General features: G+C 70.9%; 20 protein-coding genes, 2 tRNA genes and 1 other RNA gene. 6 read left to right on the top strand and 17 right to left on the bottom strand.

Features of this window, described 5'->3' with window-relative positions; genetic code table 11:
- Positions 1 to 164 precede the first annotated feature (164 nt).
- The 5 genes from ACZ6SD_RS31275 to ACZ6SD_RS31295 all read right to left on the bottom strand — a co-directional run bounded on the left by ACZ6SD_RS31275 (position 165) and on the right by ACZ6SD_RS31295 (position 4,749).
- Entirely contained in the window at positions 165 to 1,919 is a 1,755-nt protein-coding gene (locus ACZ6SD_RS31275; protein ID WP_465320625.1) for an ABC transporter substrate-binding protein, read from the bottom strand.
- Between the two features lie 56 nt (positions 1,920 to 1,975).
- On the bottom strand, positions 1,976 to 2,980 hold the full coding sequence (locus ACZ6SD_RS31280; protein WP_465320626.1) for an ABC transporter permease: 1,005 nt from the start codon (positions 2,978 to 2,980) through the stop codon (positions 1,976 to 1,978).
- A 311-nt stretch (positions 2,981 to 3,291) separates the two neighbouring features.
- Positions 3,292 to 3,780 carry a uridine kinase family protein gene (locus tag ACZ6SD_RS31285; RefSeq protein ID WP_465320627.1) on the bottom strand — a complete coding sequence of 163 codons (489 nt, stop codon included), beginning with the start codon at positions 3,778 to 3,780 and terminating at the stop codon, positions 3,292 to 3,294.
- Positions 3,781 to 3,830: 50 nt separating this feature from the next.
- Complete coding sequence (recR, locus tag ACZ6SD_RS31290; RefSeq protein WP_465320629.1) at positions 3,831 to 4,427, bottom strand: recombination mediator RecR; 597 nt, start codon at positions 4,425 to 4,427, stop codon at positions 3,831 to 3,833.
- Positions 4,428 to 4,434: 7 nt separating this feature from the next.
- Complete coding sequence (locus ACZ6SD_RS31295; RefSeq protein WP_228771997.1) at positions 4,435 to 4,749, bottom strand: YbaB/EbfC family nucleoid-associated protein; 315 nt, start codon at positions 4,747 to 4,749, stop codon at positions 4,435 to 4,437.
- A gap of 119 nt (positions 4,750 to 4,868) precedes the next feature.
- Here ACZ6SD_RS31295 and ACZ6SD_RS31300 point away from each other — a divergent pair, with 119 nt between their 5' ends.
- Both ACZ6SD_RS31300 and ACZ6SD_RS31305 read left to right on the top strand, forming a co-directional pair.
- Positions 4,869 to 5,699, top strand: coding sequence for an N-acetylmuramoyl-L-alanine amidase (locus tag ACZ6SD_RS31300; protein ID WP_465320630.1), 831 nt, complete (start codon positions 4,869 to 4,871; stop codon positions 5,697 to 5,699).
- A 24-nt stretch (positions 5,700 to 5,723) separates the two neighbouring features.
- On the top strand, positions 5,724 to 6,626 hold the full coding sequence (locus ACZ6SD_RS31305) for a hypothetical protein (RefSeq protein ID WP_465320631.1): 903 nt from the start codon (positions 5,724 to 5,726) through the stop codon (positions 6,624 to 6,626).
- 581 nt (positions 6,627 to 7,207) lie between these two features.
- On the opposite strand, the gene ACZ6SD_RS31310 is transcribed toward ACZ6SD_RS31305, so the two are convergent.
- Positions 7,208 to 9,295, bottom strand: a complete 2,088-nt coding sequence (locus ACZ6SD_RS31310) for a DNA polymerase III subunit gamma and tau (protein ID WP_465320632.1) — start codon at positions 9,293 to 9,295, stop codon at positions 7,208 to 7,210.
- A gap of 109 nt (positions 9,296 to 9,404) precedes the next feature.
- Between ACZ6SD_RS31310 and ACZ6SD_RS31315 the strand changes: the two genes are divergently transcribed.
- A complete protein-coding gene (locus ACZ6SD_RS31315) occupies positions 9,405 to 10,412 on the top strand; it encodes an LLM class flavin-dependent oxidoreductase (protein ID WP_465320633.1) in 1,008 nt (335 codons plus the stop codon).
- Here the strand turns inward: ACZ6SD_RS31315 and ffs are convergent.
- The 4 genes from ffs to ACZ6SD_RS31335 all read right to left on the bottom strand — a co-directional run bounded on the left by ffs (position 10,413) and on the right by ACZ6SD_RS31335 (position 11,942).
- Positions 10,413 to 10,507: signal recognition particle sRNA small type (ffs, locus tag ACZ6SD_RS31320), an RNA gene on the bottom strand.
- Between the two features lie 241 nt (positions 10,508 to 10,748).
- Positions 10,749 to 10,835: transfer RNA gene (locus tag ACZ6SD_RS31325), tRNA-Ser, on the bottom strand.
- Positions 10,836 to 11,004: 169 nt separating this feature from the next.
- Positions 11,005 to 11,358, bottom strand: coding sequence for a hypothetical protein (locus ACZ6SD_RS31330; RefSeq protein ID WP_465320634.1), 354 nt, complete (start codon positions 11,356 to 11,358; stop codon positions 11,005 to 11,007).
- 164 nt (positions 11,359 to 11,522) lie between these two features.
- Entirely contained in the window at positions 11,523 to 11,942 is a 420-nt protein-coding gene (locus ACZ6SD_RS31335; protein WP_465320635.1) for a helix-turn-helix domain-containing protein, read from the bottom strand.
- Between the two features lie 156 nt (positions 11,943 to 12,098).
- Here ACZ6SD_RS31335 and ACZ6SD_RS31340 point away from each other — a divergent pair, with 156 nt between their 5' ends.
- From ACZ6SD_RS31340 to ACZ6SD_RS31350, 3 genes are all read left to right on the top strand, one after another.
- Entirely contained in the window at positions 12,099 to 12,329 is a 231-nt protein-coding gene (locus ACZ6SD_RS31340; protein WP_465320636.1) for a helix-turn-helix domain-containing protein, read from the top strand.
- Between the two features lie 199 nt (positions 12,330 to 12,528).
- Entirely contained in the window at positions 12,529 to 12,843 is a 315-nt protein-coding gene (locus tag ACZ6SD_RS31345; protein WP_465320637.1) for a hypothetical protein, read from the top strand.
- Between the two features lie 33 nt (positions 12,844 to 12,876).
- On the top strand, positions 12,877 to 13,056 hold the full coding sequence (locus ACZ6SD_RS31350) for a hypothetical protein (protein ID WP_465320638.1): 180 nt from the start codon (positions 12,877 to 12,879) through the stop codon (positions 13,054 to 13,056).
- A 282-nt stretch (positions 13,057 to 13,338) separates the two neighbouring features.
- On the opposite strand, the gene ACZ6SD_RS31355 is transcribed toward ACZ6SD_RS31350, so the two are convergent.
- The 7 genes from ACZ6SD_RS31355 to ACZ6SD_RS31385 all read right to left on the bottom strand — a co-directional run bounded on the left by ACZ6SD_RS31355 (position 13,339) and on the right by ACZ6SD_RS31385 (position 21,297).
- On the bottom strand, positions 13,339 to 14,256 hold the full coding sequence (locus ACZ6SD_RS31355; protein WP_465320639.1) for a peptidoglycan-binding domain-containing protein: 918 nt from the start codon (positions 14,254 to 14,256) through the stop codon (positions 13,339 to 13,341).
- A complete protein-coding gene (locus ACZ6SD_RS31360; protein ID WP_465320640.1) occupies positions 14,256 to 14,387 on the bottom strand; it encodes a hypothetical protein in 132 nt (43 codons plus the stop codon). The genes ACZ6SD_RS31355 and ACZ6SD_RS31360 overlap by 1 nt, the downstream gene beginning before the upstream one ends.
- Before the next feature lie 1,305 nt (positions 14,388 to 15,692).
- Positions 15,693 to 16,835 carry a DUF2786 domain-containing protein gene (locus tag ACZ6SD_RS31365; protein WP_465320641.1) on the bottom strand — a complete coding sequence of 381 codons (1,143 nt, stop codon included), beginning with the start codon at positions 16,833 to 16,835 and terminating at the stop codon, positions 15,693 to 15,695.
- Between the two features lie 75 nt (positions 16,836 to 16,910).
- Positions 16,911 to 17,051, bottom strand: coding sequence for a hypothetical protein (locus ACZ6SD_RS31370; RefSeq protein ID WP_465320642.1), 141 nt, complete (start codon positions 17,049 to 17,051; stop codon positions 16,911 to 16,913).
- Positions 17,052 to 17,089: 38 nt separating this feature from the next.
- Positions 17,090 to 18,505, bottom strand: a complete 1,416-nt coding sequence (locus tag ACZ6SD_RS31375; protein ID WP_465320643.1) for an aminopeptidase P family protein — start codon at positions 18,503 to 18,505, stop codon at positions 17,090 to 17,092.
- Between the two features lie 113 nt (positions 18,506 to 18,618).
- Positions 18,619 to 21,036 (bottom strand): lamin tail domain-containing protein, encoded by a 2,418-nt coding sequence (locus tag ACZ6SD_RS31380; protein ID WP_465320644.1) that lies wholly within the window; start codon positions 21,034 to 21,036, stop codon positions 18,619 to 18,621.
- Between the two features lie 171 nt (positions 21,037 to 21,207).
- Positions 21,208 to 21,297, bottom strand: a tRNA-Ser gene (locus ACZ6SD_RS31385).
- Positions 21,298 to 21,527 lie beyond the last annotated feature (230 nt).

Raw genomic sequence — 21,527 nt, forward strand, 5'->3', positions numbered from 1 at the left:
AAAAAACAAGAAGAAAAAAAAAAAAAAAAAAAAGAACAACAAAAAACAAAGAAAGGAGAGAAAACGAACCCCCCCCCCCCCCCCCAAACACCCCCCCCCCCCCCCCCCCCCCCCCCCCCCGCCGCTCGCCTTCACCTGCCTAACTTCGAATCACGACGGGAAAATCAGGCCAGGCCCAGGGAGAGGTAGTCGTACATGTTGTACGCCTCGGACACGAACACGTTCGTCAGTCCCTTGCCGCGCAACAGAAGGCTCTTGGCGTGCACACCCGGCAGGATGACCGCCTCCTCCATGACCCGCTTGTCGATCGCGCCCCACATGGCCTCGCGCTTGGCCTTGTCGGTCTCGGCGATGGCGTCATCGAGCATCTTGTCGACCTCGGGGATGCGCACGGAGGTGTTGGACGAGCCGCCGGTCTCCCGAATCACGCGGCTGTCGACGATCTGCGACAGGAAACCGAAGCCGTCGTTCCAGTCCGCGCCCCAGCCGTTGGTGGCCAGGCCGAGGTTGTTGGCCCGGACATACGGCGGGTTGCCCGCGAACTGCGCGAAGTAGTCGCCCTGCGGGAACGCCTTGAGCGTCAGCTTGATGCCGACCCGGCCGAGTGCGGATTGCAGCGACTCCGCGGTGGCCTTCTCCTTCGGGCGCTCGGCCCGGTAGGCGATGTTGGTCTCGAAGCCGTCCGGCTTGCCGCACGCGGCAAGGGCTTCCTTGGCCTTGGCGACGTCGCCCTTGTTGTCCGGGCCCGCCGGGTACAGGTCGAACTTCTGCGCGCCGGGGATCTGCGGCGGCAGCAGGGTCGTGGCGATGTCGCCGCCGGAGAACGCGCCGCCGTAAGCGGTCTGGTAGCCGGTGCGGTCCGCGGCGTACTCGATCGCCTTGCGGCACTCGATGTTGTCCAGCGGGGCCACGGTCGGGTTGATCGAGGTGTACCACAGGCGCGCGCTCGTCGGGTTGTCCGCCGATGCCTTGAGCGCCGGGTCGTTCAGCACCCTGGCCAGGGACGCGGGCTGCACGCCCGTGCCGGTGATGTCGACGTGCAGGTCGCCGGAGATCAGCCGGTTGTCGATGTCGTCGGCGTTGACGGCCATCGTGACCTCGTAGCCGTCCGGAAGCGCCTTGCGGTTCGGGTCGGTCGCCGGGTCCCACTGGTCATTTCGGACCAGCTTGAAACCCTTGTCGATCTGGTTGTCCTGGAACTTGTACGGGCCGGTCGAGATAACGTGCTCGCGGTATTTCGCGCCGGTGTCCTTGGCCTCGGGAACCGGGACCGTCTGCGGGATGTGCGCGAAGTAATCGAAGCCGCCGAACGGCTTCTTGAGGTGGAACACGATCGTCCGGTCGTCCGGGGTCTCGATCGCGGAATTGGTGTCCATGTCCTTGGTCTTGTACGGACCCTTGTACCCCTCGGGCAGGTTCAGGTAGCCCTCGAAGTACGCAGGCCCGTTGGGGAAGGTCTCCTTGTCGGTGGACCGCAGGACCGCGTGCTTGACGTCCTTGGACGAGACCGGGGTGCCGTCTTCGTACTTGACGCCCGCGCGCAGCTTGTACGTCCAGGTCTTGCCGCCGTCGCTGGGCACGCCGAGGGACTCGGCGAGGTCGGGCACCAGCTCGTTGCCCGCGCCGCCGGGGGTGGGCTTGAACATCAGCAGCGACCGGCCGTAGAGGCGCAGGAAGTTCCACGAATAGCTGTAGTACGTCTCGCCCGGGTCGAGGGAGTCCCACGTGCCCGAGTTGGCGATCTTGATGATGCCGCCCTTCTTGTCCGAAGGGTTGAACGTGGTGGTCAGTGCCGCGTTGAAGGCCGGTGTGGTGGTACCGCCGTTGCCGCCGTTGGAGCTGGTGCCGCCACAGGCGGACAGCGCCATCGCGACAGCCGCGCCCGCGGCGACCGCGGTAACCAAGCGCTTGCTGTTCATTGTGCTGTAGCACCCCTTCTTTCCAGGAGCATCGGACTGGCGTTGTTGCCGATCACCTATCGGGCCCGGGGGTCGAGCGCGTCGCGCAGGCCGTCGCCGAACAGGTTGAACGCGAGCACGGTCACGAAGATGGCGAGACCGGGCCAGAGCATGAAGTGCGGCATCGTGTAGAAGCGGGACGCGTCCGAGAGCATCCCGCCCCAGGTCGCGGTGGGCGCGTTGATGCCGACGCCGAGGAACGACAGCGCCGACTCGAACAGGATGTTCGTCGGGATCAGCAGCGTCGCGTACACCAGGATCGGGGCGACCAGGTTCGGCAGCAACTCCCGGAAGAGGATGTGCGGGCCGCGGGCGCCGAGGCTGCGGGCGGCGTCGACGAACTCGCGCTCCCGCAGCGACAGCGTCTGGCCACGCACGATGCGGCCGATGTAGGGCCAGTTGAAGAACCCGATGATGAAGGTCAGCATCCCGATGCGGACCGTCTCCGAGGACAGGCCGAACGCGGTGTCCGGCATGACCCCGACCAGCGCCATGGCGAAGACCAGCAGCGGGAACGCCAGGAACACGTCCATCGCGCGGCTGATCAGGGTGTCGACCCAGCCGCCGAAGTAGCCAGCGACGACGCCCAGGGTGGTGCCGATGACGACCGAGAGCAGGGTCGCGAGCGAGGCGATGAGCAGCGAGATCCAGGAGCCAGCGAAGATCCGGGCGAGGATGTCGCGGCCGTTGACCGGCTCGATGCCCAGCGGGTGGTCGGCGCTCATGCCGCCGAAGGTCCCCTTCGGGGCGAGCGTGCCGAACTCGGTGTCGATCAGGTCCTGGTGGAACTCGTTGGGGTGAACCACGTTGAACACCCGATCGAGCAGCAGCGCGGCGACCGCGGCCAGGATGAGCAGCACGATCACGACCGCGCCCGCGATGGCGACCTTGTCGCGGCGCAGCCGCAGCCAGGCGATCTGGCCGAGCGAGCGGCCCTGGATCGCCTTCTTGCTCATGCCCTGGAGCGCGGCCTCCGGGTCGGCGACCGCGCCGGACCCGGTGACCTCGGGTGGGGCGGTCATGCCGCGCGCCGCCCCCGGCCGGGCGCGACGAGTCGTGGGCCGCCGTCACCGGCGTCCGGTCGACCAAGTCGCGCTGATCGCTGGTAAGCCATCACACACTCCTCGTGTCCGGTCTCATTGCTCCGAGTCTCCGGGATCTCACCGTGTGGTCGCAGACCATATCCGCTTGCACCGTGATCACTTGGCGGTTCGAGGTCACGATCCGGCCAACTGCCATACACAGAATGAGCAATCCGCGCCTGTTTACGGACTGAGGGTGACATTCGGCCCAGTATTGTCCGCTGAACGGACGGCAGTACCGCGGTGACCGGTCACCCAAGGACGTGCGCGGACGCTCGCTCCCGGGCGCCGTCCACGGCGAACCAGCCCATCTCGAACGCCTGCCACCGGATGAGCACGGCCCGGCTGCCCTCGCCGTCGCGGGCCACCGACCGCGCCAGACGGGCGGCGGGATCAGGCAGCTCACACCAGAACAACCGGGACAACAGCGGCCCCACCGACCGGCGACCGGCGGACACGCCCTCGACGACGAGCACATCGGGGACCGCGACGTCGACCCACTCGCCGGGCGTCGGCACGCCGTCGTGCCAGCGCGTGCGCTGGTATCGACCGGGCACACCTTCGCGCAGGGGCGCCAAGACCCCGGAGACCAGGCGCGGCCACCAGGCCACCGGGTCGTCCCAGGTGGCGAAGTCGTCGGTGGACACCACGGCGGCACGCTCGCCTAGAACCGCCATAAGAGCGGCCGCGAACGTGCTCTTACCCGAACCGGACGGCCCGTCGACAGCGACAAGACGCACCGCACCCAACCGGGCGGGAGCGGCTAAGACCGAGTCGGCGAACTCGCCGATCACACCGTACGGCGGCCCGAGAGCGCGCGGCCCAGGGTGAGCTCGTCGGCGAACTCCAGGTCACCGCCCATGGGCAGCCCCGACGCGAGCCGGGTGACGGTCAGGCCGGGGAAGTCGCGCAGCATCCGCACCAGGTACGTCGCCGTCGCCTCGCCCTCGGTGTTCGGGTCCATGGCCAGGATGACCTCGGTGACCTCCTGCGACCCGATGCGCGCCAGCAGCTGCCGGATGCGCAACTGCTCGGGCCCGATCCCCGACAGCGGGTCGAGCGCGCCGCCGAGCACGTGGTAGCGGCCCTTGAACTCGCGGGTGCGCTCGATCGCCAGGACGTCCTTGGGCTCCTCCACCACGCACACTGCCGACGGGTCGCGCCGGGCGTCCCGGCAGATCCGGCAGGTGGCTTCCGCGGAGACGTTGCCGCAGACGTCGCAGAACACCACGCCGTCCTTGACCTTCTGCAGCGCGTCCTGCAACCGGGTGACGTCCGCCGGTTCCGCGCCGAGCAGGTGGAAGGCGATCCGCTGCGCGCTCTTCGGCCCGACCCCGGGCAGCCGCCCCAGCTCGTCGATCAGGTCCTGGACCGGGCCCTCGTACAACGCGCCCTCACAGCCCCGGGATGCCGAGGCCGCCGCCGCCGAGACCACCGGCGAGCGGGCCCATCTTGTCCTCGGCGAGCTTCTGGGCGTTGTTGCCCGCGTCGCGGACCGCGGCGACCACCAGGTCGGCCAGGGTCTCGGTGTCGTCGGGGTCGACCACCTTCGGGTCGATGACCAGCGCCTTGAGCTCGCCAGCGCCGGACACCGTCGCGGTCACCAGGCCGCCGCCCGCGCTTCCGGTGACCTCGGCGTCGGCCAGTTCCTGCTGCGCGGTCAGCAGTTGCTCCTGCATCTTCTGCGCCTGCGCCAAGATCGCCTGCATGTCGGGTGCGCCGCCTCCGGGAAACACCGCGGCCCCTCTCGTCTCGGGTGCGACACCGGGACTACTTCGATGGTGTCGTCTCCAGCTTAGAGGGCGGCCCGCTGTGGCATCGTGAAGCCGTGCTGACACGACGCGCGGCGGGTCTCGCGGTCGCCTGCGCCCTCGCGGCGGTGCTGTCCGCCTGCGGCGGCGACGCGGCTCCCCAGCCGGACGCCGAGGCGCCCGCGACCGTCGTCTCCGAGACCTCGCACCAGGCACCCGCCGCCGCGTCCGCGCCGCCCAGCGCCGCGCGCGGGACGCCCGCCGGGCGGACCGTGGTGCTCGACCCCGGGCACAACGGCGGCAACGCCGCCCATCCCGCCGAGATCAACAAACGCATCTACGCGGGCCGGGGCCTCGTCAAACAGTGCAACACCACCGGGACCGCCACGGACGCCGGGTACCCGGAGCACGCGTTCAACTGGGACCTCGCCGGGCGGGTGCGCGACCTGCTGACCGCGCGCGGGGTCACCGTGGTCATGACCCGCCAGGACGACACGGGCGTCGGCCCGTGCGTCGACCAGCGCGCCGCCATCGGCAACGAGTCAGGCGCGGCGGCCGTGGTCTCCCTGCACGCGGACGGCGCAGAGACGGCGCGCGCGCACGGGTTCCACATCGCGTATTCCGCGCCCCCGCTGAACGACGCGCAGGGCGAGCCGTCGCTGCGCCTGGCCAGGGCCCTGCGCGACGGCATGCTCGCCGCCGGTCTGGTCACCGCCACCTACATCGGCACGGACGGGCTCGACCAGCGCGACGACCTCGCCGGGCTGAACCTGTCGACCCGGCCCGTGGTGCTGGTGGAATGCGGGAACATGCGCAACCCGGAGGAAGCGGCGCTGATGTCGAGCCCCTCGGGCAGGCAGCGCTACGCCGAGGCCATCGCGAACGGGATCCTCGCATTCCTCGGCTGACCGCGCTGTGACAGGCTGGAGATCATGTCCGGGATGCGGGTGCTCGACATCGATGAGCGCGGGCGGCTACTGACCGCGGTGGCCGAAGGAGACCAGGTCCGCCTGGCCGAGATCGAAGCCAGGGGCGGGAGCAGAGACCTCACCGTGGCAAGCGGGATCACCACGGCCAAATACCTGCCCGGCGAACGCAAAGTGGTCGTCCAGCACGGCGAACCGGCACAGCTGTCGCTGCTCACCGTCGGCGGCAAACTGGCGCCCCTGCTCGGCTCTCCCGCCCACGCGACCGAACTCCTGGGCGTCCTGCCCGGCCGGATCGTTTACCGCGCCAACCGCAAACACCGTCTGCTGTGGTCGGTCGTCATCCGCAATGTCCTCGTCGGCGAAGAGCAAGCCGTCTACGACCGCGGCGGCGCGGTAATCGAAGCCGCGGTAAGCCCCAACAGCCGCCACATCGCGATCCGCCTCCCCCGCAAACTGCTCCTGGTCGACACCATGCCGGTCACCGAAGACGACCACGTGCGCCTCATCTCCCCGGAACCGGCTGAACGCGGCCGCCGGAACCTGCGCTGGCTGCCCGACTCCGACCGGCTCATCGCCACCGAGTACGCGGAAAACACGGCGAGGATCGTCCGGTTCGACGTCGCCAGCGAAAGCTGGCACCCCCTGGTGGTCTCCCTGGACCAGTCCACCACCGGCTGGGTAGCCCCCGACGGCCGCCGCATCGCCGTCGCCGCGGGCCTCCGCATCGCCTTCCACCGCACGAAAGACGGCGCCTTCCTCCGCGAAGCCCACCTCCCCGGCGACATCGCCCCCGACACCTTCCTCTGGTCCCCCGACTCCCGCACCGTCGCCCTCACCACCACACACGGCCAACTGACCGTGGTCGAAGCCGACACCGCCGAAGTCCACCCCATCCTGGTGAGCTGACCCGCCCGCCCACCCCCGCACACGGGACAGACCTGGCGAAGCGCCACCCGATCCTGGTCGTCCGCCGACCTTCCCCGCGTGCACGGGGAAGGCAGCCGAACCGACGACTGATGCAGGCTGCATCACGGAACATCTCGGTGCACGGGGAGGACCCATGTTTCCTGCTCGGCCGTTCCGCAGGTCTCGGAACATCCCCGCGTGCGCGGGGAAGATGCCGACGACGAGACCCACAACTTCGTCGCGGTGGGAACATCCCCGCGTGCGCGGGGAAGACACTTGCCCACCTGCGGGTTCACGAATCGGAACAGCGTTTTGCATTCACTTCAGTCGAACGTGGAGCCTGTGGACGAGCGGTTGACCCGCCAGTTCCCCGCCAACCACCGCATCCAATTCCTGTCGATCAACTTCGACCAAAAATCCCCACCCGGGCACCCCCCACCCGCCCTGGGGGCCGGGCCCTGTTCCATCCTATCGTCGCAGGTCAGCGCGGTAAAGAGGGGACGGCGTGCCTGTGGATAACTTCGGATCATGAGGGGACGGTGGGCGCTGTCTCATCACGAAAACGCGGTACAGCGGCACCGTCACTCGACAGGGCGGGCGCCCAGTTTCTCGGCCAGCAGTTTCAGCATGGCGGCTTCCGGGTCCTCGCGGGCCGCGGCGTCGTTCGGGTCCGGTTTGCGGGCTGCCTGGGCGAGCATCTCCTCCTCGTCCTCCGGCTCCGGTGGGGGTGGGAGGTCGGGCTCGGGTGGCTCGGGGGGCAGGTCCTCGGCGGGGGGGCGGTTGTTCATCACCCGGCGCGGCGGCTCGAAGGTGCGTTCGGGGCGCGCGGGGGGCGCGGGGGGCGCTGGGCGGGCGGGGGGTGCGGCGGCGGGTCTCGGGGGCGGGGCGGGCGCGGCACCGGGTTCGGCGTGGACGCAGCGCACCTGCCAGCGGCCGCCCAGCACGGAGACCAGGGCCTGGGCGATCACGTCGGCGTTGCGCGGCTCGCCGAGCCTGCGGGCCAGTGGGGCGGCCGGGTGCGCGATTACGACGACGTCGCCCTCGACGGCGGCGACGGTGGCGTTGGTCAGCATCGCCTCGGTGCTGCGGCTGGACTTGCGGACCGCGCCGAGCAGTTCCGACCACACTCGCCGCACCCCGGCGGCGTCCAGCGCGCCCGGCGTCGACTCGGGCGCCGCGGGCTCGGCGGTGGTCGGCTCCGACGGCGCGGGACGCGCCGGGGCAGCGTCCGCCACGGTGTCGGCGGACGGCTGGGCCGCCCGCTGCGAGGGCCGGGTGATCACCGGGCGCTCGGCGTCCTGGCTCGCCCGCTGCGACGGCCGGGTGACGACGGGACGTTCCGCGACGGCCTCGGGAGCCTGCGGCCGGGTGACGGCCGGACGTTCCGCGGCGGCCGACTCGCGTTGCGGGCGGCTGGCGGCCGGGCGTTCGGCGGCGGGAGCCGGACTCGCGGCGACCGCCCCCTGCGACGGCCGGGGCGGCTCCGCGCCAGGCGCGACGTTGATGCGGCGCTCCACCTGCTCCAACCGTTGCAGGACAGCGGAGTCCGCCGCCGCGTCGGTCGGGACGGCGCCGGGGAGCAGCATCCGCGCGCACAGCAGTTCCAGCAGCAGCCGGGGCGCGGTGGCGCCGCGCATGTCGACCAGGCCGGTGTGCACGATCTCCGCGTACCGGGCGAGCGTCGCCGCGCCGATGCGCCGGGCCTGGCCCACCATGCGGTCCACCTCGTCGTCCGGGGCGTTGACCAGGCCCCGGGTCGCCGCGTCCGGCACGGCGCGGAGCAGGACCAAGTCGCGCAGCCGGTCGAGCAGGTCGGCGGCGAAGCGGCGCGGGTCGTGCCCGGCCTCGACCAGCCGGTCGACCGTGCCGTAGACGGCGGCGGCGTCGCCAGCGCCGAGCCCGTCGACCATGTCATCGATCAGGGCCACGTCGGTGACGCCGAGCAGCGCCACCGCGCGCTCGTAGGTGACGCCCTCGGGGCCCGCGCCCGCGAGCAGCTGGTCGAGCACCGACTGGGTGTCCCGGGCCGAGCCGCCGCCCGCGCGGATGACCAGCGGGAACACCGCTGGCTCGACCACGGCGCCCTCGGCGGCGCAGTTGCGTTCGAGCAGGTCGCGCATGGCGCCCGGCGGGATCAGGCGGAACGGGTAGTGGTGCGTGCGGGACCGGATGGTGGCGAGCACCTTGTCCGGCTCGGTGGTGGCGAAGATGAAGACGAGGTGCTCCGGCGGCTCCTCGACGATCTTGAGCAGGGCGTTGAAGCCCTGCGTGGTGACCATGTGCGCCTCGTCCACGATGAACACGCGGTACCGGGACTGGGCGGGCGCGTAGAACGCCCGGTCGCGCAGTTCGCGGGCGTCGTCCACACCGCCGTGGCTGGCCGCGTCCAGCTCGACCACGTCGACCGTGCCGGGCCCGTTGGGGGCGAGGCCGACGCAGGAGTCGCAGGTGCCGCACGGCTCGTCGGTGGGGCCCTTCTCGCAGTTGAGGGAACGGGCGAGGATGCGCGCGCTGGAGGTCTTGCCGCAACCGCGCGGACCGGAGAACAGGTAGGCGTGGTTTACCCGCCCCGCGGCAAGTGCGGTGCGCAGCGGGACAGTGACGTGTTCCTGGCCGACCACCTCGGCGAAGGTCGCAGGCCGGTACTTGCGGTATAGGGCGAGCGCCACGCCGCGACCCTACCCGCCGCCCCCGACAGCCCCGCCGCCCCGGTGCGGCGATCACCAGCGGGTGGACAATCCGGGAATCCGGTAAGCGCGGGCGGCGTTGTCCCCACACGTGCCCATCCCGTATTCGGTCCTCGACCTCGCGCCGGTCGCCAGCGGTTCCACCGAAACCGCCGCGCTGCGCAACAGCCTCGACCTCGCCCGCGTGACCGAACGGCTGGGCTACCACCGATATTGGGTCGCCGAGCACCACAACATGCCCGGCATCGCGAGTTCAGCGCCCGCGGTGCTGCTCGCGCACATCGCGATGGCCACCTCGACCCTGCGCGTCGGCTCCGGCGGCGTCATGCTGCCGAACCATCCGCCGCTGGTGGTGGCCGAGCAGTTCGGGACGCTGGAGGCGCTGCACCCGGGCCGGATCGACCTGGGGATCGGCCGCGCGCCCGGCACCGACCAGGTGACCGCGCGGGCGCTGCGCCGCTCCACCGGCCCGCTGTCGGCCGACGACTTCCCTCAGCAGCTGACTGAGCTGGTCGACTACTTCACCGGCCGCGACTCGCGTGGCGTGACCGCGGTGCCCGCGCTGGGCAACCAGCCCGCGGTGTGGCTGCTCGGGTCCAGCGGCTACAGCGCGCAGGTCGCCGGGCTGCTGGGGCTGCCGTTCGCGTTCGCGCACCACTTCAGCGCCGAGAACACGCTGCCAGCGCTGGCGCTGTACCGGGACCGTTTCCGGCCGTCGGCAGTGCTGTCGGAGCCGTACGCGATGATCGCCGCCAGCGTGGTGTGCGCCGACGACGACGAGACCGCGCGCGCTCTCGCGGCCCCCGCGGCGTTGCAGTTCCTGCAACTGCGCAAGGGCACGCCCGGCAGGCTGCCGTCACCAGCGGAAACCGCCGCCTACGAGTACACCGACCTGGACCGCCTGTTCCTCGACGAGCGCCTGGAAGCCCAGGTCATCGGCGGCCCGGAGACGGTCCGGGCGAAACTGGCCGACCTGCTGGCGGAGACCGGCGCGCAGGAGCTGATGATCACCACCAACGTCTACGACCACGCCGACCGGCTGCGCAGCTACGAGCGCGTCGCCGAGATCGTGGGACTGACCGCGCGGGCCGCCGCCTGAAAAAGGGGACCCCGTGCACCTGCCAGAGCCCGCTTATCCTTGCTGCCTTCCGGCCCTGGGGAGGTTCGCGAGATGAACACCGCACGGGGTCCACGGACAAGTGTAGCGGTGCCGCTGAGCCGGGTTCACCGGGGCGGCGACCATCGCGCAGGCACTGCTGTTCATCGCCGAGAGACCCGCATACAAGCCCTCCGCGAAGATGGCTGGATCTCACAGGGCGGCTAGGGTGAGAACTTCACTGCCAGACGGTATATGGGTCCGCCGAGAAGAGTGGAACACGAAACGCGGCGGGCGGTCCGCGTCACCGTTTCCGGAGCACAGACCGCCCGCCGTCCGCGGAGGATAGGGGATTTGAACCCCTGAGGGCTTTAACACCCAACACGATTTCCAATCGTGCGCACTAGGCCACTATGCGAATCCTCCGCCGGAGAGGATACCGGATGGGGGGATGACCTGCCAAAACGGGGGGTCAGACAGGGTGCGCAGGGTTGGCAACGGAGCTAGCACAGGCTCGGTGCCAACACGATTGGAGCGTGTGTTACCTGGCCGAGCGGCCGCACGCCGGGGCATGACGCGCCGTGGACGTGCGGGGTCAGCTTGCGCCTTGGCCAGGGTCGGGAAGCTCGCCCGCGACGGACTCCCAGGTCGAAATCAATTCCTCTACGGCGGCGGGATTGAGCGGAACGGGGTCGAGGTCTTCCCCGTCTCGCCAATAGGTCATGCAGCCGTCGCGCAGGCCGAAGACCAAGACGGCCTTCTCCCCGCTGAACTCTTCGCGAAACACGAGGGCGGATTGCTGATCACTGTGCTCACCACGCTTGATGAGGCGCAACAAGTTCTTCCACGAGGTCGCGGCCTGCGCCGCCTCGGCGGGAGTGACGACGACCGGTTCGAGTTTGCTTTCCGCTAACCAGACCCACATGTTCCCGTCATCCAGGGCCTTCATCCACAAATGCAATGGCCGCCCATCCGCGGAGTCGCACAGGAAGCACTCCGCGCCATCCGACCTAGACAAGGGCCCTCCCCTGCGCTGATTCCCGCACGCACTCAGCCTCTGTATACACGGCAACTGGGTAGTCATCTACTGCAAGTCGTGTAGTCGAGACTTGGTCAAGATCGCTTTTCCTCAGTGCGCACTTCCATCAGTCTCGCTGATAACCGCCGGGCCAGTTCGGCGATCAACTCGGCGTCGGACACGGTGGATAGATCAATTGTTCCGGGTTTTCTGCCCGCGAGGCTGGGATCGTCGGTCGTGATGCCCACGAGGCGCAGCGCGTGACCGACGTCCAGCCCGAGCGCGCGGGCGACGCGCTCGACCGTCGACTTCCGGGTGCCTGTCGGGTAATCGACACCGCCGACCTTCTTGTAGCCGGTTTCGAGCTGAGCGACCTTGGTGCCGCTCATCCCCGCCAGCCTGCCGAGCGCGGCCATCGACAGGTTGCGCCCCTTGCGAGCGGTTCTCACGTATGGCCCCAGATCCCAGCCTGGCCGGATCGGCAGATCGGCCGCGTCGTCGAGTTCCTCGCTCATAGATCAAGGTGAGCAAACTATCGCAAACTTCGCAAGTCCCGACTGTGAGCGGCTACGATCCTCTCACGGTGAGTGTCCACGTGAGTACGCACCTGACCTGCGCAAACTTTAGCAAACACTTGGAAAGTTCTCGATAGTTTGTCTATAGTTGGCGACATGGCCGCGCTACCAGTCGACCGCGATAAGTTACGGAACCTGCGCATCACGTCGAGACGAACCGTGACCGCGCTCGCCGCGGCGGCGGGCTGCACCAAGGGCACTCTGTCCGCCATCGAACGCGGCCACCGAGGGTTGAGCCCGGACCTGCTCGGCCGCTTGGCCGACGCTCTCGGCGTCACTCCCGAAGAGTTGCTCCTGCCCGCCGAGCAGGCGGTGAAGACGTCATGAGGACCACCGTCCGCACAGGTCATCGTCCGGCTCGCAGGCCACACCACCCTGCGAGGTGTGCGCTCGTTCCCACCGGCCGCGACGACCGCGCGCCGTGCTGTCCGACGTGCCCCATCCGGGTTGACGGGCAGGCGCCCCGCGCGCTCACCGCCAGCATCGGAAAGGGGGCTCCGTCATAGCCGACCAGCTCGCCCTGGCGTTGGTCGACCGCCACGCCGGACAACAGGCGAACCTCGCCGCGGCCACCGCCGGGCACCGCAGCTACCGCGACGCCGTCGAGGCCGTGCTCGCCGACTTGGTCGCCACCGGGCGCTCGTTCACGGCCGACGACGTGCGCCGGGGCATTCCCGCCGAGATCGCCGCCGAGGCGCGCTCGCCGAACGTGCTGCCGTCGGTGCTCGGCATTTGGGCCGCCCGCGGGGTGATCGTGCCGTGCGGGGAGTACCGAAGCCGACGGCGACCGCGCCGCGCGAGCCGTAACCGAGTCTGGATCGGGCAGCACCTTAACGGGTGATCTTCACTGGTCGGTTGCCGACGAGAGGACCTGATGACCACCGCGGCACGCCGCCTGACCGCGCTCGCCGTCGAGGCCGCCCCGGTGCCGCGATTCCCTGACCGAGGTCGCCGCGCGTCCTCGCGCGGCGCGGCGACCGATGTCGACCTCGTGGTGATCGCCGGACAGAACGCGCCCGGCCAGGCGGCGGTGGGTGTGCTCGCGCCGCGCTGAGCCGCGGGCGGTTCCTCGTCCTCGACAGTCCACACCGACCGGACACAGTGACACTCGCTCACGGTCGGTTTCCGCGTCGTCTCGGCTTGACCCGTTTGGGGTGCAGTCGGCTCGGGCTACCCACGCGAGTGACATCCCCGCCGTGTGCGGCTCGGCGAGATCGCCCGCCGCGCCCGTGCGGGTGCGGAAATCCCGAGAGCGGCACCCGCGTGGGAGCGGGTGCCGCTCTCGGCTCATTCGCCTATGGGACAGCACTGGAGGTCGTTCGGCCCCCTGGTTGTGTCAGCCGCCGAGGAGGCGGGGCCAGGTCGCGGGGCCGATGATGCCGTCGGCGGCGAGGCCGAAGGCGCGTTGCGCGTCCTTGACGCGGGCTTCGGTGGCAGGGCCGAAGTCGCCGTCGACCTTGAGCGGGGGGAGGTTGGGCAGGCGGGCGTTGAGGAGGTTTTGCGCCTCGCGGACCAGGTCGCCCTTGACACCTCGGCGGATGGTGGGGCGGTGCGCCGGGGCGGGGGCCGGGGGCGCGGCGAGCAGGGCGCCCCAGGTGTTCTGGCCGATGACGCCGTCCGAGGTGAGGCCGCGGGCGGACTGGAAGCGGCGGGTGGCCTCGCGGGTGCGGGGGCCGAACGCGCCGTCGGCGCGGCCGGGGTCGAAGCCGTGGGCGGCCAGGCGCTGCTGGGCCTCGCGGACGGCTTCGCCTCGGGAGCCCTGGCGGATCGTCGGCCTGCCACCGGGGTTGGGCGCTGGCGGCGGCACCGGGCCCCCACCGCCCGCGATGCCCCAGCCCTGCGCCGAGTCGTAGCCGCCCGCGGCCAGCGACACCGAGACATGCGTGTGCGACACGTGCGGGTTGCTGCCGGTGTAGGCGCGCCACGCCCACCCCGACTTGGGCGAGGCGATACGCCGGGCGGAGATCACGTAGGAACCGTTGCCGAGGGCGGGGTGCCCGGCCCGGCCCAGGTCGCGCACGTGCTCGGCGACCCACAGACCGATCTCGGTGTCACCTCCCGGCCCGGAGTCGACGTCGAAGGCGCGCACCACACCCACTCCGGCGCCGTCCTTGACCCAGGGGTTGTGGTCGGAGTTGCGCGTGGCGTGCGCGGCGTCGCCGATCCACCCGTCGGAAGCGTGGTCGCGGTTCGGCCAGCGGGTGTTGACCTCGTCGCGGAAAACCGCGAGCGCACGAGCGAGTCGGTACGCCATCACCGCACCTCCTCGTCGCCCATGTGCGCCTGCGGGTCCTCGTCTTCGGCCGCGGCGAAGTCGCTCACGTCCTCGGGAATGGGCGGCTCACTGTCCTCGAAAATCACGTCCGGAAACTGCTCGTCAATCACTGAATCCCCCAGATTCATCGGAAAAATGGACACACGGCCAACGAAGGCGCGCGCATCCGACCCCCACTATGGGGGTTTGCTCAGCTGAAGAGAAGCGACCTCATACGGTCATCGACGCACAACCACAGGGCGACAGCGAGCCCCATTCATGACGCCGGTGCGAATAGGAACGGCCCTGCCTACGGCGGACCCGTTCCTCCGCTCAACGGAGTGCCCCTGGATGCCCTAGCCAAATACGGCCACTCCCCAACGCCCCCAGCGGAGCGCCGCGCGCCGATGCCCCCAGCACCGACAATCACAATGTGCACGTCACGCACCCCCGACGTTCAGTCAGCGAGTGTCAATCACGGCGCGATCGGCCAAGCGGATTGAAACCCCCTGCATCCCTCCCAGTGCACCCCAGGGTACGCCGACTTGGATCACTATGGGAGCAAAAATCGATCATTCTTTTATCAGAAGCGTGACTAGACGGAAAGCCGCCGATGACAGCTCCGTTCGCGGTCGCCCGAACGCGGGGCGAGCGGCATGGCGATCGGGCGGCTGAGGTCGAGCGCCCAGGCGCCAACCGCACCCGACAACAAATGGGCAGCGGCAACGGCACCCACCTCAGACGCGCCACCGCCGTTGCGGAACCCCCATCGAGCCGAGCGGGCGGGCAGGCACGCGAGGGCGCGCGCCCGCAGGCACGCGGGGCAGGCACAGGCATGCGTGCGAGCGGGCGGGGTGGCAGCCGCGCAAGCGGGCAGGTACCTGCCCGCGCCAGCAAGCGCGGGCAGGTACAGGCATGTGCGCGAGCGGACAGGGGTGGCAGCCACGCAAGCAGGCGGGCAAGCACCCGCGCCAGCAAGCGCAAGAGGACACGGGCAAGCGCGCAAGCGGGCGGGGGTGGCAGCCACGCAAGCGGGCAGGCAGCGCCCGCGCCAGCGAGCGCGAGCGGGCACGGGCATGCGCGCGAGCGAACGGGTGGTCAGGGGTGGCAGGCAGGTGGGCGGCTATGGGCGAGTGGGTTAGCGAGGGCGTGGGCGGGCGTGAGCATTGACGAGCGCGTCGGTCGGGCGGCCAGCACTGGGCGTGCGGTGGCGGGAGTCGGGTGGGCGGGCGGGTGCAGGCAACAGATGAGGTGAATGGGTGGACAAGTGGACGTGGGCGGGTGTGGGCGGGCGACAGGTGAGGTGGGTGGTGGACGGGCGAGCGTGGGCGAGTGGCGGCGGGCGTGGGCGGGTGACAGGTGGGTGGGTGGACGGGTGAGCGTGGGCGAGTGGCGGGCGGGCGTGGGCGACAGGTGAGGTGGGTGGACGGGCGCGGTTAGCTGGCGACGCGGCGGTGGGGGTGGAGGTCGGCCTGGTCGGCGGCGGCCAGGCCCGCGCCCCAGCCCGCGGCGTCGCTCACGGAGGAGCGGCGGACGCGGATGCCGGGGAACATGGCGTCGAACTTGGTGTCGACGGCGTGTTTTCGGGCGGCTAAGACGGGCACCAGGCGGGTGTCGCCGGAGGAGGCGTCGTGGCCCGCGGTGTCGAGGCGTTGGCGGATGCGGTGGGCGTAGGCGACCAGAAAGGAGTGGCGGTAGGCCCTGGCCCGGGAGGGGGCGCGGGTCATCGCCCGGTTGGCCTGCACATGCAGGGATGAGGCCAGGACTTCGACGATCTCCAGGTCGGTGTCGTGGCCGACGATGCCGACGCACCCGAGTTTCGAGTAGAACACGGCGCGGCAGCGGTTGGCGCTGGCGACCGCGTCGACCAGTTGGGCCTTGGGGCCCTGGTAGGGGGCGGTGAGCCACAGGCGCCGGGCGGACGCGTCCTGCGGGCGGCGGTCGTCGGCCTCCACGACGGCCTGCTCGAAGGCGTAGCGGGCCATCAGCTCCTGCGCCTTGGCCGACAGCGCTTCCGCTTCCTCCGGGTACGGGGTGGACTCGGCTTTCGCCAGGAGACCCCGGACGCGGGCCAGGACCCTGCGGTCGACGCCAGCGGCGCGGGGCTCCTCGGTTACCGGGCTGCCGGGGGCGGGCGCCAGGTGCGGCAACTGCGGCAGGGCCATCAGCTCCGCGATCAGCTCAACGACCTTGGTGAGGGCGGGCGTCAACGCCGTGAAGCGCAGCGGGCGGGCGGGACCGATCTCGGCGAGTTCGGCGCGCCAGCGGGGGTGCAAACGGGACGCCGGGTAGCGGGCGCACTCGTGGGCTATCGCGTCGGCCAAGAGCCGGGTGAGTGGCCGTGGGACCGCCGCTATCGCGTCGCCGGGAAGCCAGCCGCGCTGCCAGAGCAGTTCCAGCGCGCGCGACAGGGCGACAGCAGCGGCCGCGGACGCGACGTCCGGTCCGCGGGCCACGACGTCGCGGACATACGCGGGAGCCGACCGGGCGTCGCCGCGGCCGAGCACCGCGGCGGCCTCGGTCAGGCGGGCCGCCAAGACCGCGACCGATCCCCGGGTTTCTCGATCATATGTTCGCATGGGGCCATGATGCACCCCCGGGACGACAAACGCGGATGACCCTGTGGATAACTTGCGTTTGCCCTGGTCAGGGTATTAGTCCTGATCGTCGGGCGCGGCGTGGTCCGGCTTGCCCGGGTTCGGGTCGCGGGACAGGTCGATCAACGGGTGCCGCTCCGCCCCCTCGGGCGCGGCGTGCCTGCCATGGTGTTCAGTGCCCTCGTCGTGCTCGGTCACGACGCCTCCTTCTCCCCTGCTTGCACCAGGCGTCGAGGCTACCCCCGGCGGGCGCGCACCCACTCGGCTATCCCGTCCGCTGTGCTGGGCAGCGCGGCGGAGATCACATCCGCGCCGGTGGCCGTCACGACCAGGTCGTCCTCGATGCGCACGCCGATCCCCCGCAGCTCGGGCGGCACGGTCAGGTCGTTCGGGTGGAAGTAGAGCCCCGGCTCGACGGTCAGCGCCATGCCCGGTTCGAGCACGCCCTCGTGGTAGGCCCCGGCGCGGGCTTGGGCGCAGTCGTGCACGTCCATGCCGAGGAAGTGGCCGACGCCGCAGACGATGTAGCGCCGGTGGTGCTGGCCGTTGTCGTCCATCGCCTTGTCGACCGAGCCGGGCAGCAGCCCCCAGTCGTGCAGGCCCTGCGCGAGCACCCGCATCGCGGCCTCGTGGAACGCCTTGTACGCCGCGCCCGGCCGCACCTGCGCCATGCCCGCCAGGTGCGCCTCGTGGACCAGGTCGTACACCCGCCGCTGGGCGTCGCTGAACTCGCCGGACACCGGGAAGGTCCGGGTGACGTCGGCGGTGTAGAGGGTCGAGACCTCCACGCCCGCGTCGAGCAGCAGCAGGCCGTCTTCCGGGACGGGCCCGTCGCAGCGGGTCCAGTGCAGCACGGGGGCGTGCGCGCCCGCGGCGACGATCGAGGTGTATCCGGGGCCGTTGCCCGCGGTGCGGGCGCGCCGGTCGAAGGTGCCCTGGAGCCACCGCTCACCGCCGTCGCGGACAGCCTCGCCGAGTTCGCGGGCGACGTCCTCGAACCCGAGCACGGTGGCGTCGACGGCGGCGCGGAGCTGGGCGATCTCCCAGTCGTCCTTGATCCGGCGCAGTTCGGCGAGGGTGGTGCGCAGCGCGGCGCTGTGCGCGCCGACGAGCGCGTCGAGCAGCGGGTCGACTCCCTTGGCCGCCAACACCTCGGGGAGTTGTCCGCGCAGTGTGCGGGGCAGGTCTTCCAGCGGGCGGCACGCGATGCCCAGCGCCGCGGACCACTCCGCGAGGCCGGGGACCGGGCCGTTCCACAGCTCGCCGTCGCGGGCGTTGGCGAAGAAGTCCGCCTCGGCGGGTCCGGCGGGTTCGCGCAGGTGCAGCACGGCGTCGTGGCCGTCCCCGGTGGGGATCATGACCAGCACGGCGCCTTCGGAGTAGCAGCCGGTGAGCCAGGCGAAGTCGCTGTCGGCGCGGAACTCGTAGTCCGTGTCGTTGGATCGCACGGGCGCGCGACCGGCGGCTACCGCGATCCGCTTACCGGGGAACGCAGAGGACAGTCGGGACCGGTGCGCGGCGGCGGCTTCGGCCGCGCCCGCCACCGAGCGCAGCGTGCGGTCGGCGGGTCCCCAGCCGTCGCGGACGTACTCGCGGAACCCTTCGGCTTCCACCAACTTCGACGGGTCGCGTCGGGCCGGGCGGTCGCTCATCTGGCACACCTCTTAAACCTGGTCTGGCCTGTCTTGGCCAGCCTATAGACACGGCGAAGGCCGCCGTCGACGTGCGACGGCGGCCTTCGCGGTGTCTAGAAGGCTGGGTGGGTCTACTTGTCGGGCCAGGGAATGCTGGTCGGCTGGAAGCGCACGACCTGGGGGTCGTGGTCGCTGGCCTGGTCGGCGAACTCGGCGTTGATGTGCACCACGTCGTAGTCCGGCCGCAGGATGAACGGGCTGGTCGTGATGTGGTCCAGCACCTGCGAGTTGCCCTCGAAGACGTAGCTGTAGCGCTCGGTCTCGGGCAGGGTGTCGATCAGGGTCCGCAGCGCGCCCCCGTCGGTCAGGCGGGCGATGGCCGGGGAGAACTGGAAGTCGTTGAAGTCGCCCAGTGCCACCACGTTCGCCAGCGGGTCGATCGCCAGGACCGATTTGACGAAGTCGTTGACCAGCGCGGCCTGCGCCAGCCGCTGGGTCTCCGAGCCGCGGGTGGGCGGCTGGTTGCGGCCGCTGAGCGGCTGGTCGCCGCCCTTGGAGTTGAAGTGGTTCGCGATGACGAACACCGGGCGCCCGCGGAAGGAGAACTCTCCGACCAGCGGTTTGCGGCTGGAGTTCCACGCCTGGTCACCGGGCTCGATGCGGCCGGGCGAGACCGACAGCTTCGCCTGGAACGGGAAACGTCCCCGCACTGCCTGGACGGCGGTGGTCGAGTCGCCGCCCGGCCGGTCCACGAAGGACACGCGATCCGGGTTGAACAGGAACGCGACCCGGATGTTGCCGCCCGGCTGCCCACCGTCCTTGCCGTCGATCGGATCGATCTGACGCCACTCGTAGCGCGGGCCGCCCGCGGCTGTGATCGCGTCGGTAAACCGGCCCAGAGTCTGGTCCGCGGCAACGACGCCGTCGTTGGTCGGACCTGTGTTGTCCTGGATCTCCTCTAGCGACAAGATGTCCGGCGTCGCGAGGTTCTCCACGACCGCGGTAGCCAGGCGGTCGAACTTCGCCTGCGGGTCGGCGGCGGAAAGGTTCTCGACGTTGTACGTCGCCACCGACAGCTCGTTGGCCCGCTCGGCCCGGGTCACTTCGGCCCGCAGACCGCCCGAGACCAGCCCGCCCAGCTCGGTCGCCTGGACCACGTAGCCGCCGAACCGGCTGAAGTCGATCGGGCCCGCCGTCGTGCCCGCGAGCGTGTCGCCCACGTTGGCCTGCGGGAACGGCCGCTGGGCGAACGGGATCAGGGACAGGACCTGCAACCGGCCGCTGTTCTGCTGGTCGTACCCGGTGTAGACGGCGCCGCCGCGCGCGGACCGGTTCTGGTCGGGCTTGCTGGTGATCCACACCTCGTTGAAGTCGCTGGTCGCGCCGACGACGCGGGCGTCGTCCACCCGCACCCGCATGCCCTCGCGGGACTCGTAGAAGTCCAGCGCGTAGGCGGCCGGGTCCAGCGCCAGCGGCTCGATGCTGCCGCCGGGGCTGGGGGTGTAGGCGGCCGGGACGGTGTCCGGGCCGAGCACCTCGGCGGCGGGGATGGGGTTGCCGCTGGAGGTGACCGTCCACGTCGCGCTGGTCAGCTCGGTCGTGGACTGCTGCACGGAGGTCGCGGGGGAGGCGTCCGGGTAGAACTCGTCAACGGTGCCGGTGACGCTTACCGCGTCGCCGACAGCGACCGCGGGGGTGGTGGAGCCGGTGAAGACGAACAGGCCCTCGCTGGTGGCCGGGTCGGCGTCGGGGGCGGTGTCCTGGAACCAGAAGCCGCGCGCCGAGCCGAACTGGCGGACGGCGGTCACGACGCCGGTCACGGCGGTGACCTTCGCGCCGTCGAGCGGGGAGAGCCGGGTGGTCCCCTGGATCTCGTGGATCTTGGCCGGGGTCGGAGCCGGGCCGCCGCCACCGGGGGTCTCGCCCGCGGCGTTGGTCGGCGTCGGGGCGCCCACGGCGAAGTCGGCCGCGTTGTTGTCGGTGTCGGTCAGCGCTACCCGCGCCGCCGAGGTGGTGTTGCTCGTGGCGGCGGTCGGCGCTGTCTCGCGCACGACAGTGCTGGCGCCGTAGCCCACCAGGTCGCGCACACGGCTATCCGCGCCGCAGTCAGCAACGGTCTTGCAGGTCAACGGCGCGGTGCTAGTCACCAGCGCCACGGTCCCCCCGGTCGCGGACATCGGGATCGACCCGGTGGCGTTCGGAGCGGGCAGCTCGACGGTCCCGCCAGCGCCCTTGGCCTCGGCGACCAGGTAGCGCCCGCTCGGGGCGACCGATCCGGTCAGCGGCGTGACCTGCCAGGTGCTGGTCGCGCTCGCCGACGCGGGCAGGTACTGCACGCTCCAGCCGGTCAGCTCGACCGGGGCGGCGCCCGCGTTGGCCAGCTCGATGAAGTCCGACATCAGCGTGGCGCCGGAGTTGCCGCCGCCGCCGTAGACCTCGGCCACCAGGACGTCCGGGCTGGGCGCCGCGACGGCGGGCACGGTCAGCGCCGTCAGGCCGACGGATAACGCGCTGAGCAGCGTCACCCGTCTGCGTGCTGTTGAACTCACGAGAGGTTCCTTCCCTCACTGGAACGGTGGACGCATCTTTCACTGAGGGGGTGAACAGCAAAAGACCGCCAAGAAGACACTCTCGGCTAGTCGAAGCAGGTGGGGCGCGCATTACCGGCGCGAAAACGACAGCGCCGGTGACTCCGTGGAGTCACCGGCGCTGATCACTGCTGGCGGTGGCGGTGGGATTTGAACCCACGGACGGGGTGAACCGTCACGCGCTTTCGAGGCGCGCTCCTTCGGCCGCTCGGACACGCCACCGCGAAAGAGAGTACAGAAGGTGTTCACCGCGCCGGTAACGGCCCCCTGACGGCCACGAGCCCGCCGACTGGCTCGGGGCCAGTGGGCGGGCTCGTGGGGTGGGCAGCGCGGGCATCGACGTCAGGCGGAGCGGTATGGGCCCGGGGGGGGGGGGGGGGGGGGGGGGGGGGGGGCCCCGGCCCCCCCCCCCCCCCCCCCTCGCCCCCCCCCCCCCCCCCCCCCCCCCCCCC

The sequence above is a fragment of the Actinokineospora sp. NPDC051303 genome (assembly GCF_055586285.1).

Coding starts and splice junctions, on each gene's coding strand:
- ACZ6SD_RS31335 (WP_465320635.1), bottom strand. CDS start 11,942: ATGAGCGAGGAACTCGACGACGCGGCCGATCTGCCGATCCGGCCAGGC.
- ACZ6SD_RS31375 (WP_465320643.1), bottom strand. CDS start 18,505: ATGAGCGACCGCCCGGCCCGACGCGACCCGTCGAAGTTGGTGGAAGCC.
- ACZ6SD_RS31365 (WP_465320641.1), bottom strand. CDS start 16,835: ATGCGAACATATGATCGAGAAACCCGGGGATCGGTCGCGGTCTTGGCG.
- ACZ6SD_RS31330 (WP_465320634.1), bottom strand. CDS start 11,358: ATGAAGGCCCTGGATGACGGGAACATGTGGGTCTGGTTAGCGGAAAGC.
- ACZ6SD_RS31280 (WP_465320626.1), bottom strand. CDS start 2,980: ATGACCGCCCCACCCGAGGTCACCGGGTCCGGCGCGGTCGCCGACCCG.
- ACZ6SD_RS31275 (WP_465320625.1), bottom strand. CDS start 1,919: ATGAACAGCAAGCGCTTGGTTACCGCGGTCGCCGCGGGCGCGGCTGTC.
- ACZ6SD_RS31340 (WP_465320636.1), top strand. CDS start 12,099: ATGGCCGCGCTACCAGTCGACCGCGATAAGTTACGGAACCTGCGCATC.
- ACZ6SD_RS31295 (WP_228771997.1), bottom strand. CDS start 4,749: ATGCAGGCGATCTTGGCGCAGGCGCAGAAGATGCAGGAGCAACTGCTG.
- ACZ6SD_RS31350 (WP_465320638.1), top strand. CDS start 12,877: ATGACCACCGCGGCACGCCGCCTGACCGCGCTCGCCGTCGAGGCCGCC.
- ACZ6SD_RS31305 (WP_465320631.1), top strand. CDS start 5,724: ATGTCCGGGATGCGGGTGCTCGACATCGATGAGCGCGGGCGGCTACTG.
- ACZ6SD_RS31355 (WP_465320639.1), bottom strand. CDS start 14,256: ATGGCGTACCGACTCGCTCGTGCGCTCGCGGTTTTCCGCGACGAGGTC.